Annotated in this window: 5 protein-coding genes; 2 read left to right on the forward strand and 3 right to left on the reverse strand. The window is 64.2% G+C overall.

Features of this window, described 5'->3' with window-relative positions:
* The first annotated feature begins 385 nt into the window (after positions 1 to 385).
* Both KI797_RS21155 and KI797_RS09020 read left to right on the forward strand, forming a co-directional pair.
* The gene (locus KI797_RS21155; protein ID WP_404801077.1) at positions 386 to 2,389 is read left to right on the forward strand and encodes a retention module-containing protein; all 2,004 of its coding nucleotides are present in this window, start codon (positions 386 to 388) and stop codon (positions 2,387 to 2,389) included.
* A 134-nt stretch (positions 2,390 to 2,523) separates the two neighbouring features.
* Positions 2,524 to 10,914, forward strand: coding sequence for a T1SS-143 repeat domain-containing protein (locus tag KI797_RS09020; protein WP_404801078.1), 8,391 nt, complete (start codon positions 2,524 to 2,526; stop codon positions 10,912 to 10,914).
* Between the two features lie 117 nt (positions 10,915 to 11,031).
* Here the strand turns inward: KI797_RS09020 and glpC are convergent, their stop codons facing one another.
* The 3 genes from glpC to glpA all read right to left on the reverse strand — a co-directional run bounded on the left by glpC (position 11,032) and on the right by glpA (position 15,287).
* Complete coding sequence (glpC, locus tag KI797_RS09025; protein WP_226172657.1) at positions 11,032 to 12,234, reverse strand: anaerobic glycerol-3-phosphate dehydrogenase subunit GlpC; 1,203 nt, start codon at positions 12,232 to 12,234, stop codon at positions 11,032 to 11,034.
* Between the two features lie 103 nt (positions 12,235 to 12,337).
* Positions 12,338 to 13,615: a glycerol-3-phosphate dehydrogenase subunit GlpB gene (gene glpB, locus KI797_RS09030; protein ID WP_226172658.1), complete on the reverse strand. Its 1,278-nt coding sequence runs from the start codon at positions 13,613 to 13,615 to the stop codon at positions 12,338 to 12,340.
* The gene (gene glpA / locus KI797_RS09035; protein WP_226172660.1) at positions 13,605 to 15,287 is read right to left on the reverse strand and encodes an anaerobic glycerol-3-phosphate dehydrogenase subunit A; all 1,683 of its coding nucleotides are present in this window, start codon (positions 15,285 to 15,287) and stop codon (positions 13,605 to 13,607) included. The genes glpB and glpA overlap by 11 nt, the downstream gene beginning before the upstream one ends.
* Between the last annotated feature and the right edge of the window lie 9 nt (positions 15,288 to 15,296).

The following is a 15,296-nucleotide window of genomic DNA, read 5'->3' on the forward strand; positions in this document are numbered from 1 at the left end:
GTCAGCCCCTATGGTGCGGAGAGGCTTCAAGTAAAAGTGAATATATATTCTTTTTTCGTGATGGGAATGGGGGTCTGACGTTCGCCTGGTGAAATAGTGGTAAACCCTGAACGGATGGATACCTGTCAGAAGCTGTCGTATGAACGGGCAGAAGAAGAGCCATGTTTGTCATCTGAGGCGTGAAAAAGCGTTATATCTCGATTACCTCCGTGGTTTGTAGCGTTTAATTGAATTAAATAGGATGTTTTGCGGCATTTACTTTCGATTTTTTTCGAAAATGGCGAAGGGTTACATGGGTGGGGTGGCGGTAAAATGTCCGCCTGTCACGGTGGTTTTCCTTACGCTTCATCTCTGGGAAAGCCTGTGTTTACCCGTTGGAGGATATATGGCCGAGCTGCGAATCGAGAAACCGACTCTTGTTACCCAGGTGGAGGGCGCCGTGTTTGTGATGGATGCCGACGGCATCTTGCGCCGTGCCACCCCTGGCATGCAACTGGAGCCGGGGATGAGCCTGCTCACCGAATCCGACGGGCGATTCGAGCTGGCTGAACCTGCCGGTGAGGCCCCCGATGCCAGCCAACCCGAACAGGGGGGAGTGGGTCCTGCCGGGGCCATGAATCCCGAGCTGGCTACTCTGCAGGAGGCCATCCGTCAGGGTGCCGACCCGACCGAGTTGTTTGAGGAGACCGCGGCCGGTGACGCGGCCGCCGGTACTGCGGGTGGTGTGGTCGGCTCCAGCGCCGGCGGCTTCGTGGTGGTGGATCGCATCAATGATGCGACCCTGGCGGAGGCTGGCTTTGATACCGATCATCAGGGAGCCCTGCCAGGGGAAGAGCTGCTCTATTCGGAAGATCAGGATCTGCTGGCGGCCATCACCATCACCGAGCCCCAGACCGCCGACAACATCATCAACGGCGACGAGGCGACCGGCGTCATCATTCGCGGCGTCGTCGAGGACGTCGAGGTAGGCCAGACGGTGACCGTCACCCTGATTGATCAGGAGGGCAACCGCCTCACCACCACCACAGTGGTGCTGCCGGGCTTCGTCTGGGAGGCCAACTTCGGCGACGTCACCGGCAAGCTGGTGGATGGCCCGCTCAGTATCCAGGCCGATACCCAGGATGCGGCCGGCAACCGGGCCAGCGACACCGGCCAGACCCTGCTCGACACCATCACCACCATTACCCTCGATCTCAGCGACGAGAGCGACACCGGCGCCAGTCAGGTGGACGATCTCACCCGCGACACCAGGCCGCTGCTGCAGGGCAAGGGGGAGCCCGGCGCCACCGTCACCCTGAGCCTGGAGGGCAAGGTGCTGGCCGTGCTCACCGTGGATGGCAACGGCAACTGGCAATACCCCATCCCCGATACCCTGACCGACGGCGCCCATGATTTTCGGGTCGACTCGGTCGACATCGCCGGCAACCGGGCCAGCGACATCCTGACCGTCACCGTCGACACCCGGGCCGCCATCGACATCGATGATCTCGACACCGGCAGCATCCTGTGTCGTGACAACGTGACCCTGAGCGGCAGCACCAGCGAGGTGGAGGCGGGCCAGCGCGTCACCATCACCCTCATCGACCAGAGTGGCCAGATCCTCCATAGCGGCAGCGCCCTGGTGGGCAGCGACGGTCGCTGGCAACTCAGCGGCCTGGATCTCTCCGGCATCGAAGGCCCCTACGAGGTGCGCGCCGAGGTGACGGATCTCGCGGGCAACCGGGTGATCGACGGGGCTCCCCTCATCGGGCAGAGCGACGTGTTGACCCTGTCCGAGGCGGATCTGGCCAAGGGCCTGGTCACTGCCAGCGGCTCCCTCCATACCGGCGCCGGCATGGACGGCAACCTGCAGGTGAGCTTCGGCGCCGATCAGAGCGCCCTTGAGCAGATGAACCTCAGCAGCCAGGGTTTGCCTCTGAACTATCAGATCAGCGGTCAGACCCTCAGTGCCAGCGCGGGGGGCGTCACCGTCTTCACTTTGACCCTGGCCAATGACGGCAGCTATCGCATCGTCTGGCACCAGAGCCTGGATCACGGCCAGGATAGTCTGAGCCTGCCCTTTGCCCTGGAGTACCGTGACAGCGACGGGGATCTGGTACACGCCAACCTCAGCGTCGAGCTGGTGGACAGCACACCGCCGGACTCCCTTGCCTTTGCCGATCAGGCAGCGACCCTCACTCGTCTGAACGGCAGCGTGCTCAGCAGCGACGGCCATGTGCTGAGCTTCGAATTCACCGGTGATCGCCTGCTGACCGGTTATTACCTTGATGGCAACGGCAACAGGGTCGGGGTATTGAAGGCCGAGCTGACGGCCAGTCAACATGGCAGCGACATCAAGGGCGCCGTGACCGTCTCTCCCTCGGCCTCTCCATCTCCGCTAGGGAGATAGATGGCGACGAGACCCGCGCCGACCTTCAGATCGCCATCAATGACGGCACCGATCCCGGCCTCGGCATCGACGCCGGCGTCAGCCTGCAGGAGGGCGGGGCTGGCCAGACCCTGGACGGTCAGCTGCCGATCAACGTGGGCAGCGATCGCCTGGTGTCCCTCAACTTCGAGGCCAATCAGCCCGGCCTGAACGGCTTCACCAGCGGCGGCCAGCCGACCCGCTATCAGGTTAATGGCAACCAGGTCACCCTGCTGGATGCGGGCGGCAAGACCATTCTGACCGTGACCCTGGGGCTGGATGGCAAATATCAGGTGGCGCTCGATGGCGTACTGGATCAACCGGTCAGCACCAACAGCGTCAACCTGGGGCTGCAAGTACAGGGCACCGACTTTGACGGGGACAAGAGCAACCTCGGCACCCTCAATATTCATATCACCGACGGCGCCTTGCCCCAGGTGGACCCGGTTTCCCTCACTCTGGTGGAAGACAGCGGCTGGAGTACGGCCCAGACCCTCACCGGGGATCTTGCCATCACCGCAGGTGCCGACCCCCTGGTCAACATCGCATTCGATGCCAGCCAGCCGGGCCTGCAGGGCCTCACCAGCGGTAGCGCACCCGTGATCATCAGCGTCAGCGGCAACAGCATCAGCGGCAGCGTCAACGGCCAGAACGTCTTTACGCTGGCGCTGGATCAAGCCGGCCACTACATCTTCACCCTGAACCAGCCGCTGGATCAGGGCAGCGCCGACAGTCGGCTTTTGGCGGGCTTTACCCTGACCGATTCTGATGGCGACAAAGTCTCTTCCACCCTGACCGTCGCCATCGGCGATGGCGCCAACCCGTTGATCAGCGCCGTGACCGGCACCGAGATGACTGAGGCGAACCAGGGGGATGGCGCCGTGGTGAGCAATATGAGCTTCACCGTGAGCCACGGCTCCGATGCCCTGGCCCCCGACAGCCTCAAGTTCGATATCGCAGCCATCCAGCAGAGCCTGGATGGCAAATACAGCAGCCACGGCAGCAAGGTCACCTTCACCCTGGATGCTGACGGCGAGCTGGTAGGCACCACGGCCGATGGCCGCGAGGTGCTGCGGGCCGAGCTGAGCCTAGTGGAGAGCAACGGCAACTGGAGTGTGACAACCAAGGTCACCTTGATCGGCGAGCTGGATCACCAGGGGAGCGAGTCCCTCAATCTGCCGCTCGATGTGACGCTGACCGACAAGGACGGGGACAGGGTCTCCACCCAGCTGCCGCTGACTATCAAAGACGGCAATGCGCCCGTCTTCGTGGCGGGCAGCGGGGTGAGCCTGGATGAGGGCAACCTCGATGGCAGCAACCCCCTGACCGGCACCGGCCACTTCCAGATCGATGCGGGCTCGGATCGGGTGAGTGAGGTGTCGTTCGCCGATCCCGCCGAGCAACCGGCCTTGAGCGCCCTGGGCCAGAGTGTCAAATACGAACTGGTGGGCGGGGATCCCGCCATCCAGGGCAACCAGATCCTCAAAGGCTACGTGGAAGTGAACGGCGTGCGCGTCGAGGTGCTCCAGGTAGAACTGGTGGGCAAGCTCGACAATGCCGCCAGCAACGGTTTTGACTACAAGGTGACCCTGTTTGAGGGGGTTCACCAGCGCGGTGACAGTGCCACCGAGCTGCCGTTCAAGCTCAATGTCGCCGACAGCGACAAGGGCAGCGGCAACAACGACAGCACCACGGGCACCCTCAACGTCAGCCTCGTCGAGGGCGATAACCCGACCATCACCCTGACCGGGGTGACGCTCAGTGAAGGCCGCTTCGACGGCGCCGCCACCAACCAGACCGCGGACGATCAGCAGGCCAGCGGCACCCTGACCATCACGGCGGACTCGGACCCCGTGGTGGATGTGCGGCTGACCCTCTTTGGCCAGGTGGTGGATGGGAGCGGCAACCCCATCACCCACAACGGCGAGGCGCTGACCTGGCAGGAGGTGCCGGGCAGCAATGGCCACGGCTTCCAGGCGGTCACGGTGAGCGGCACCCTGGTGCTGAGCATCACCCTGCCGAGCGTGCCGGGTCGTATCGAAGCCCACACCCAGGCGACGCTCGACTACCAGGTGAAGGTACACACCAACCTGGATCACGGGGCGAGCGACAGCCTCACCCTGACCCTGCCGGTCAAGGTGACCGACAGCGATGGCTCGGTGATCACCGGCAGCACCACGGCGGTGATCATCGATGCGGCTGACCCCGTGATCTCGGCCATAGAATCCGTGCGGGTCGAGGAGGCGGAGCTGGATGCGAGCGGCAGCCAGCATCCGGGAACTACCCCCACCGAGGACGGGGAGACGGCAGGTGGCCAGGTGACCATAGGCGCCGGCTCGGACAGGGTGGCCTCCCTCGAGCTGGATGTGGCGGCCTTCAATCAGGCGAATCACCTCACCTCGGGTGGCAAAGAGGTGACCCTGGCGGCCCATAGCCCTGGCTGGTATCTGGCGAGTGCGGAGGATGGCAAGCCGGTGTTCTGGGTCCATCTCGACGTCAATGGCAGCTACAGCGTCCACCTGGTGGGCCAGCTCGATCACGGCGCCCAGGGCAAGGATGAACTGGGTATCGAAATACCGCTGTTCGTGACCGACTCTGACGGGGATCGCAGCCCCAATGTGACGGTGGAAGTGAAGGTGCAGGATGACATGCCCATCGGCACGCATCTGACTCATCACCTGAACGAGACCGGCAGTGCCGTGAGCGGCGATCTGCTGCCCCCCGCCAACGAGGGGGCCGATGGCGCCAGAGTTGCCTCGGTCACCGTGAACGGCCAGCTGCATGCCATCAACGGCAGCCTGACCCTGGATGTGATGAGCCCGGACGGCAAGCAGGTGATGGGATCCCTGACCATAGGGCAGGAAGGCAACTACAGCTTCACGCCGAGGCCCGGCTTCGATCACGATGCCGCCTCCCTTAGCCAGGTCATCAGCGCCCAGTTGGTCGACGGTGACGGCGATATCGCCGAGAGCACCCTGACCCTCAATCTGCAGGATGAGGCGGTGAGTTTCACCGTGAAGGCGGTCACCGGGCAGGAAGATCAGGGAGCCCAGGATCCGGGCCATGGCATTGCCATCGACATGCGCCTCGATATCGGCGATTTCGACCGGGGCGAACACGTGGATCAGCTGCTGATCCAGGCGCCGGCCAACGCCCACGGTACCTTCTACTACCACGGGGTGGCCCTCACCACCACGGCCGATGGCAAGTGGTTCATCGTGCCGCCGGCGGCCATGGTGACCACGGACAACGTCAACTACCAGACCCAGGGTCTCACCTTCGTGCCGGCAGATGACTGGTCCAGCTGGAGCAACAACAAGCAGCCACTGCACTTCCAGGTGCAACTGCAGGTCGGGGTGACCGAGGGGACGCCACCGCCCGCCGTGACTGGCGATCTCGCCATCACGGTGCAGGGCATTGCCGACAAGCCGTTGTGGGATGCGGGCAGCACCCATCAGCACTACAGCACGGACGAGGACAGCAACGGCATCGCCCTCAATGTGAAGGCCAGCCTCACCGATACCGACGGCTCCGAGACCCTGAGCTACCAGATCAAGTGGGAGTCCGGCCTGGGCAGCCTGACGCTGAATGGCAAGGTGCTCCAGCCGGGCAGCAACGGCCTCTACACGGTGACGGCAGGGGATATCAACAAGATCACCGTGCTCCCCGGCAGGGACTACAGCGGCGACATCAGGCTCACCGTGACGCCGGTGAGCACGGAGAAGAGCCCTGTGGTCAGTGGCCAGAACAAGGCGCTCGGCGACAGCATAGAGCTGGTGATCAACGTCAACCCGCAGGCGGATGACGCCAAGCTCACCGTGCGCGAGATCCAGGGCAAGGAAGATACCCTGCTCGATCTGGGCAGCAAGATAGTCCTTAGCCATCTGGGCGACACCACGGACGGCTCGGAGCAGATGTTTGTGCGCATCAGCGGCCTGCCCGCCGGGGCCACCCTGCTGCTGGGTGGCGTGGCGGTGACCCTGGATGCCAACGGCTACTACGAGGTGCCCTATGACCGCATCGGTGAGCTCAAGCTCGAGCCGCCTAAGAACAGCAACGTCGACTTCGAGCTCACCATCAAGGGCGTCGTGAAGGACAGCACCACCCTGACCGACGCCAATGGTCAGACCCACACAGTGGTGAATGAGAAGGAGACCGGCTCCCAGAGCCTGCACGTGGACCTAGTCGGGGTGGTGGATGAGCCCCGCTTCGACCTCAATACCAGCGACTGGATCCAGGATGGCAATGGCTACAACATCACCATCGCCGAGGATGGCCGGGCACCGCTCGACTTCAAGCTCACCTCGGGGGAGTGGACGGATACCCCGCTCGATCACTCGGAAACCCTGAACCTGGTGCTGGAAGGCCTGCCCGAAGGGGCCAGGGTGTTCGATGGCAACGTCAAGGAGCTGACCCTGACCTTCGCCGGTCTCGATGGCAAGGGCAACCCCCTCTATCAGGTCGACGTGTCGAGCCTTGGCAACCTGCAGATCCAGCCACCCCCCAACAGCACCGCCGATCTGCACCTGGTCGGCCACGTGGTGGTGACCGAGAATGACGGCGACCACAAGAGTTTCGACGTGCCCCTCACCATCAAGGTGGAGCCCGCGATCGACGCCACCGACTATGCCAAGACCAGCCATGGCCTGGAGGATCAGTTCACCGTGCTGGACTGGCAGCCTGACCTGACCGACGGCGCCGAGCAGGTGACGCACCTCGGCCTCTCCGGCATAGCGCCGGGTGACGAGATCTGGATCCGGGTCGGGGGAGTGGATACCCAGCTGGCGGTCACCGGCGGCGCCGTGGACTTGAGCGACGCCGAGCTGCAGAGCCTGCTCAGCGGCGGCCAGCTGCTGGTGAAGGGCCTGGAAGACAGCGATCGGGATACCACTCTTCAGAGCCATGTGACCGTAACCCAGCATGATGTGGATTCGGGCGCCGTTGCCGAGAAGGTGATCGACGGCACCCTGCACCTGGATATCCAGGCCGTGGTGGAGCCCGATGGCAACCTGGTGCAGCAGGGGGGAGGTCTGATCAGCCCGGATGGGCACGACATCCCGCTGGACGGCGTCTTTGTGTTCCAGGATCTGGACCCCAGCAGCGTCGAGACCATCGACTACCTGGTCATCAGCGATCTGCCCCCCGGCTTCGTGGTGGTGGGCGGGATCCACGATGGCCAGGGCAACTGGACCGTTCCCCACGATGCCCTCGGCAGCTATGCCCTGCGCTCCCCGGACGGCTTCACCGGCACCGTCACCTTCAAGGTCAGCGCCAGGGTGATCGACCTTGGTGACAACAACGAGGGGGATGTGAGTGCGCCGGCCTATCGAGAGATGACCGCCAGTGCCGATTTCCAGGGGGCAACCCACTCGGGCCAGGTGGCCGCCGATGTCGATTTTGACAACAGTGCCCCCATCACCGGGGTGGAGGATCAGGGCGTCAACTTCGGCAGCCAGTTCAAGGACATGGTGACCCTGGGCACGGCGGATATCGGGGACGACGAGCTCAGCATCGTCATCACCGGCCTGCCACCGGGCGTCAACGTGCAGGGGCTCACCTATGACTTCGTCAACGGCGAGTACCTGATCAAGCTGCCGGGGGGGCTCGATGACCTCGACAAGTTGACCCTGACCCTGCCTGACGACTATGCCGGCGACGGCCTGGGCTTCAAGGTGCGCCTGGTCAATACCGACACCGTGAGTGGTGACACCAAGCAGGTGGAGAAGGATATCAGCCTCTCCATCACCCCCGAAGTGGACATCAACGGCGGGCCGGACGGTCAGCCCGAACTGCAACTGAACGTGAAGGATGTGAACGGCGACGGCCAGCCGGACAATCTGGAAGACACCGATATCCATCTCGATCTCTCGGTCAAGCTCGCGGACATCAGCCCCACTGTGGCCAATGGCGGTCTCGAGACCGTGGCGCGAGTGGTCGTGACCGTGGATCCCCAATATGGTCACTTCCTCGACAAGAACGGCCAGCCGGTCTCCACCCTCAGGGTGGACGACCCGGCGGCGCTCAAGGATCTGGTGTTCGTGCCCAAGGAGCACTTCAGTGGTCAGGTCCCCCTGGGTATCAAGGTGGACATTCTGGACACCGCCACCACGGGGACGGATCGCGGTAGCTGGAGCGGCAATGCGAGCTTCGAGGTGCTGCCGGTCAATGATACGGCCCAGCTCACGGTGCAGAACGTGAGCGGCGACGAGGATGGTAGCATCAGCCTTGGCGGGCTGGGGGCCAGCCTCATCGACACCGACGGCTCCGAGCAGATAGTGGGGCTGCAGATCAGGGGGGTACCGGACGGCTTCACCCTGTCCGCCCCTGCTGTCAATAACGGCGGTGGGGTGTGGCAGGTGCCGGTGGGCACCGATTTCACCAGACTGGCCCTGATCCCGCCTGCCGATTTCAGCGGCACCGTGGCTCTGACCCTGAGCGCGTTTACCCTGGACAAGGGGCTGACCCTGCCCCTTGAAACCAGTGCGGGCTTCACCGTCACCGTTAATCCGGTGGGGGATGTCATCATCGCCGACATAGAAAGCAAGGCGAGCGGCGCCGAGGGAGATGTGATCACCCTGAACCTGGGGCTGGAGACGCGGGATACCCAGGCCACTGGCGGCAGTGCCGGCAACGTGCATGAAAATGGCCCCGAGCAGGTGCGCGTCACCCTGGAAGGGGTACCGGACGGGGCAGAAATCCGCCTGCCGAACGGGGTCAGCGGCACTGTGGTGGACTTGGGCGGCGGCCGCTGGCAAGTGACCACGGACGGTGGCAGGCTCGATGCGGTGGAGCTGGTGACCAACGACGCCAATGGCGCCCTGGAGATCAAGGTGACGGCTCAGAGTCTGGATCATGGTGCCCTTGGCCCCGAGGTGGGTGGCAGCATCCAGGTGGATGTGAGCCCGGTGAACGATGCCCCCGTCAACGTGCTGCCAGGGGAGCCCCAGGTGGCCCAGGAGGATCAACCCTTCGCCATTCACGGTCTGCAGGTGAGCGATGTGGATGCAGGCAGCACCACCATGGAGGTGACCCTGTCCGTACTGCACGGCACCCTGAACCTGCCGGTCGGCAGCGGGGTGACAGTGACCGGCAATGGCACCGGCTCCCTGGTGTTGAGCGGCTCCCAGGATGCCATCAATGCGCTGCTCTCTGGCGGGGTGACCTATCAGGGCGAGCAGGACTTCAACGGTCAGGATGCCCTGACCATGGTGACCAACGACAGGGGCAACACCGGCAGTGGCGGCGCCCTGAGTGACACCGATGTGCTGTCCATCGAGGTGCAACCGGTCAACGACGCCCCGATCAACCAGGTGCCGGACGCCATGGCGGTGAAGGAAGACGGTTCATTGTCCCTCTCCGGGATCAGTGTCAAGGACGTGGATGCGGGCAGTGCGCCCATGTCCATGGTGTTGCGGGTCGAACATGGCGTACTGACCCTGCTCGGGGCAGCGGGCGCCGTCTCGGTGCAGGGGGCGGGCAGCAACGAGATGACCCTGGTGGGGTCGCTCGATGATTTCAACAGCCTGCTCAACGGCAATCTGCACTACGAGCCGGCCAAGGACTTCTGGGGAGAGGACAACCTCACCATCACCACCTCGGATCGGGGCAATACCGGGGCGGGCGGTGCGCTCACCGATACCACCCAGGTCGGCATCACTGTCACCGCCGAGGCGGACGCTCCCCAGTTCGGTCTGGGCACCCACGACATCCACGTCCTGCAAGGGGCCTGGGTGCCGCTCAACCTGAGCGCCAGCGTGGTCAACCCGGCACCGGGCGAGCTGTTGGTGCGGATCCAGAATCTGGGCGGTGCTCAGGTGGTGGACGAACACGGCCAGAGCGTGGGTCATGCCGACAACAACGGCGACTGGCTGCTGCCCATGGAACACTCGGTCCCACTCTATGTGAAAGATCTGGCGGCCGGGGATCACAGCCTGATCCTGACCGCCGAGTCGAGTGCGGGTGGCAGCACCCTGAGCTCGGCCGAGGAGACCCTCACCATCCACAGCCAGAGCGGCCACAATCTGCTGGGCTCGGATCGGGGAGACTGGCTGTTCGGCTCCACCGGCAGTGATCGGATCCTGGGTGGTCAGGGAGATGACGTGATCCGGGGCGGCCAGGGCAATGACATCCTGAGCGGCGGCGCGGGCAGCGATCTCTTCGTGTGGGGCCAGGGTGACGAGGGAACCGCGACGCAGCCTGCCATCGACACCGTTATCGACTTCCACCCGGAGGAGGGGGACAGGATAGATCTGGCGGACTTGCTCAAGGGGGTGACCGACAACAGCGTGGATGGCTTGCTCAATCACCTGTCGGCCTCTGTCACCAACGGCAGTGGGGGTCTGAGCGATATCAACCTGTCGGTCTCCCCGGCGGGGGATGGTCAGGTGACCCAGCAGATCACCCTGAAGGACGTGGATCTGAGCGGCTGGAACCTGAGCGGCTCTTCTTCTCACGACATCCTGCAATCCATGCTGGATCAGCACAGCCTGATCATCCAGCATCCCTGAATTTGAGGGAGACAGCACCATAGAAAAGAGCCGGCAATTGCCGGCTCTTCCTTTATCTGGTTTTTACCTATCGACCCCTTTGCCGAGCGGGCCATCCGGCCTGGCATTGCAAGGGGATCAGGCCAGGGCCTGGGCCAGCAGATGGATCGGGTGTTCACAAGGGAACGGCGTACTCATCTCGATCTGCCACTTGCAGGTCTCGCAGTCGGTGATGACCAGATCGGGTTTGAGGCGGTTTATCTGATCAAAGAGCCCCTCGCCGATGGCCTGGCTTGTCTGGTAGTTCTCCGACTTGAAGCCATAGGTGCCGGCGATGCCGCAGCACTGGGAGTCCAGCACCGTCACCTTGACGCCGGGAATGGCGCGCAGCAGCTCGAGGGTATAGATGACGCCCCCCATCTTCTCCATGTGGCAGGGGGTGTGGTAGGCGATGTGCAGATTGAGCGGTTTCATCGCCGGCTTGTTGCCCTTGTAAAACTCGTTCCAGATAAAGCGGGTCACTAGCGAGATGCGATCGCGCACCTTGTGGTTGTCCTGCTCCAGCAGGTGGGGATATTCGTCGCGCAGGGTAAAGCCGCAGGTGGAGGAGGTGGCCAAGAGCGGCATCTCGTTGCCGAGCAGGGTGTTCTCCAGCTGCTTGATGTTGAAGGCCGCCTGCTGTTTGGCCTTGTCCATGAAGCCGTTGGCAATCAGCGGCACGCCGCAGCACTTCTCCCGATCGAGCAGTTGAACGCCGATATTCATGGCGTTGAGCACCTGCACCAGCTCCTTGCCGAGCTGCGGGTGGTTGTAGTTGACGTAACAGCCGTGGAAATAGGCTATCTGACGTTCGAAGCGGGCCTGACTGGCTTTCTGTTTCTTGTACCAGCCGCGGAAGGTGCCTTGCGAATACTTGGGCAGATCGCGGTGGGAGGAGACCCCCAGCGCCTTGTCCAGCACCAGCTTCATGGGCTTGAGGCCGGTGGTGAAGTTGACCACGGGGGCCATCAGGGTGGACATGCTGCCCATCAGGTCGGTGTGGGAGAGCACGAACTCGCGGATCCCCGGTTTGAAGCCGCTGTACTGGTGCTTGGCCCGGGCTATGATGTCGCCGATGCGCACCCCGCTTGGGCAGGCCACTTCACAGCGCTTGCAGTTGGTGCAGTGCTTGAGGGCGCTGTCGAACAGCTCCGGGCTCTTGATCCGCAGCCGTTCGCCGTCCGGGCCCGCCTGCTTGGGGCCCGGGTAGGCGGGGTTGGCTTTGGCCACCGGGCAGTAGGCGGTACAGACGGTGCATTTGATGCACTGATCGAAGGTTTGGTTGGCATGATCCAGTAGCATGATTTACTCCTCCCGGGCCGGATGAAAAGCGCAAGGGACGCGGCAATGGGATTGTCGAACGGGCAGTTGGCTGCCCGCAGTCAGGAAGTGAAGGGAAGGCATCTCAGCCCTCCGCCAGAATATGGCCGGCGGCCTGCCAGCCGGTGGCGACGGCGACCCCTGAGCCCGAGCCCTCTTTGACGGGGTCGTAGTGGGCCAGCACGCTGCCCGCGCCATAGAGGTTGGCGAGGGGGGTGCCGCCGCGCAGCACCCGCAGCTGGTCGTCGGTCTTGACCCCGAAGCCCATGAAGGGGTGGTGGTCGAACAGGCGGCGACCGGCCCAGGCGTCGCGCTCGGGGAGGCTCAAGACGTCGGCGTCGAAGATGGGCTCGCGAATGCCCCCAAGGCGGGACTCCAGCCCGCGGCTGAAGAAGCTGCCGGAAGCGAGCACGAAGTGGTCCGCCTCGAACAGCTGATCGTCGCCGTTCTGGCTGTGTACGCCTATCACCCGATCGCCGTCGTAGCGGGCGCCCAGTACCCGCTCGCTGGTGAGGAAGGTGCCGCCGAGGGCCAGGAAGCGGCGTTTGAGGGCCTCCTGCATCCGCATCCCGATAAGGGACGGCGGCATGGTGGCCACCTCCTTGATGGTGCAGCCGGTGCGTTGCTCCAGCTCGGCCAGGCGGGGGCCGACCAGCCCCAGCGACAGGCAGGCGGGCAGCACTATATGGCGGCAGCCAGGCTCGCCGCACTCCTGCACCATGCGGCCTATCTCGCGGGCCAGATCCGTTAGCAGGTCCTGCTTGTCGTGCTGCTGTTTGTCAAACAGGCGGGCGATGTCGGCGGAGCGAAACTCGTGGGGATTGCGGCTGAACGCGGCGAGCTGGGGCAGGCGAATTTCACCGGTCAGGATGCGGCAGTGGGCGAAGCGCGCGTGGGTGGTCAGATTGGCGGCCGCCAGCGCCGGGTGGAAGTCGCGAAAGCCCTCGAGCGTCGCCAGCAGCAGGGCGTCCGGGGCGGGGGCCTCCGTGACGCAGGCGCAGGTCTCGGGGGAGAGCCAGGTGGATTTCAGGGTGCCTATGGGGGTCAGCCGCTGATGGTTGCGCTCCTGGCGAAACAGGGGCAACCCCTGCTCGTGGCAGTGGCGCTGCAGATCCGCGAGGCTCGCCTCTATGTTGGTCAACCCCACCTTGCTGTAGGGGTGATCCGGATGGGCGGCCATAAAGGCGGGCAGGGCGGCGCGAGGGTCGCCTTCGCTCTCCAGCAGATCCACCGAGCCGGAAGAGAAGTGCAGGGCACTCTGGCCGGAGGCCATCAGCAGGGTCTTCTGGCCCGCCTCGGCCAGACGCAGGGCAGCCGACAGGCCTGCCATGCCGCCGCCTATCACGATAGTGTCAAATTTCATGGCTGCACTCCTTGGTGGGGTTGGCTGCGGTGCTGGCATCGAGCGGGAAGGGCGGCTCGGCCACCAGGTGGGGGGCCGTCCACTCGCCAAGGCCGAACAGCCCTTCGTAGATCCAGTAGGTAAATTCCGCTTCGCGCAGGGCATCGCCCCAGAGCACCGGACGGGTGCCCTTGTAGCGCTCCTCCAGGAACTGGCGCAGCATGACGCAGGCCTGACGACCGTCGGCCTTGCCGTACTCCTGCATCAGACCGGCGGCGCGATAGGCGCACAGCTCCCCTTGACAGGGCCCCATCCCCAGACGGGTGCGGCGGCGCAGATCCACCAGGTTGTCCACATCGAGCTCCCGCAGGGCGTATTCAATCTCGCCGGCGGTGACCATCTCGCACTCGCAGATGAGAGCGTTGGCCTTGGGATTGTCGCGGAAAAAGGCGATGACCCGCTCGCCGTGGCGGTACTGGGCCGAGCCTTCGACCGGCACAGAGAGGCCGGGGGCGGAGACCTTTTCCGGATCCCGCGAGCCGGGCAGGCTCAGTTCGGCGGTGCGGCAGGGCCTGTTGTTGCCGAGTTTGTTGGCGACGAGATCCGTGGCCCACTCAGCCATCAGCCGGTAGGTCATCAGCTTGCCGCCGGTGATGGTGTTGAAGCCCTTGAGGCTATCACGCTCGGCATGATCCAGCAGCACTATGCCGCGACTGATGTTGCGGCCACTCTCGTCGCCGTCCACCGCCACCAGGGGGCGCACGCCGGCGTAGGCCCTCAGCAAGCGGGTGCGGGCCATGATGGGGGCCAGTTTTATCCCCTCGCGCAGCAACACCTCGACCTCTTCGGGGTCGACGGTGAGCTGGTCAATCTTGTGGTAGTCGATGCGACTGGAGGTGGTGCCGATGAGGGAGATGGTATCGCCCGGCACCAGGATGTCAGCGTCCGCCGGCTTGCGGGCGCGGTTGAGCACCAGCTGGTTGATGCGGTAATCCATGATGAGCAATGAGCCCTTGGCGGGGAACATGCGGATGCCGAGATCGGCATATTCGCAAATTTGCTGGCCCCAGATGCCGGCGGCGTTGATCACCTCCTGACACTCCACCTCGAACGCTTCGCCGGTGCGGGTATTGATGGCCTTGACCCCGTGCACCCTATCCTGAGTGCGGAGCAGCCCCAGCACCTTGCTGTGGGTGAAGATGCGGGCGCCGTGTTCCTTGGCGTCCAAGACGTTTGCGGCGGCGAGGCGGAAGGGATCGACCGTGCCGTCCGGCACCTGGATGGCACCTATCAGCGCCGGGTTGACGTTGGGTTCGAGGCGCAGCGCCTCGCGGGGATCCAGCTGCCGGGTCTCGATCCCCGCCAGGGCGCAGGCCTCCATGAAGGTGCCTTGGAAGTTGATGTCATCTTCCGGCAGGGTGACGAAGAGGCCGCCGGTCGCCTCCACGCAGTGGCTGGCGATCCGCTTGAGGATGCGGTTCTCCTGAATGCATTCGCGGGCGGACTCCGGATCCGTCACCGCGTAGCGGGCCCCCGAGTGCAGCAGGCCGTGGTTGCGCCCCGTGGTGCCTGCGGCGATGTCGTCCCGCTCCAGCAGGATGCAGTCGATGCCGCGCAGCGCGCAGTCGCGCATGATGCCGGCCCCGGTGGCGCCACCCCCTATGATGACGACTTCTGTGGTGATTCTTTTCATTCTTGCCCG

It is taken from the genome of Aeromonas media, assembly GCF_020423125.1.
In the GTDB taxonomy this organism is placed as follows: Bacteria; Pseudomonadota; Gammaproteobacteria; order Enterobacterales; family Aeromonadaceae; genus Aeromonas; species Aeromonas media.

Coding starts and splice junctions, on each gene's coding strand:
- KI797_RS21155 (WP_404801077.1), top strand. CDS start 386: ATGGCCGAGCTGCGAATCGAGAAACCGACTCTTGTTACCCAGGTGGAG.
- glpC (WP_226172657.1), bottom strand. CDS start 12,234: ATGCTACTGGATCATGCCAACCAAACCTTCGATCAGTGCATCAAATGC.
- glpB (WP_226172658.1), bottom strand. CDS start 13,615: ATGAAATTTGACACTATCGTGATAGGCGGCGGCATGGCAGGCCTGTCG.
- glpA (WP_226172660.1), bottom strand. CDS start 15,287: ATGAAAAGAATCACCACAGAAGTCGTCATCATAGGGGGTGGCGCCACC.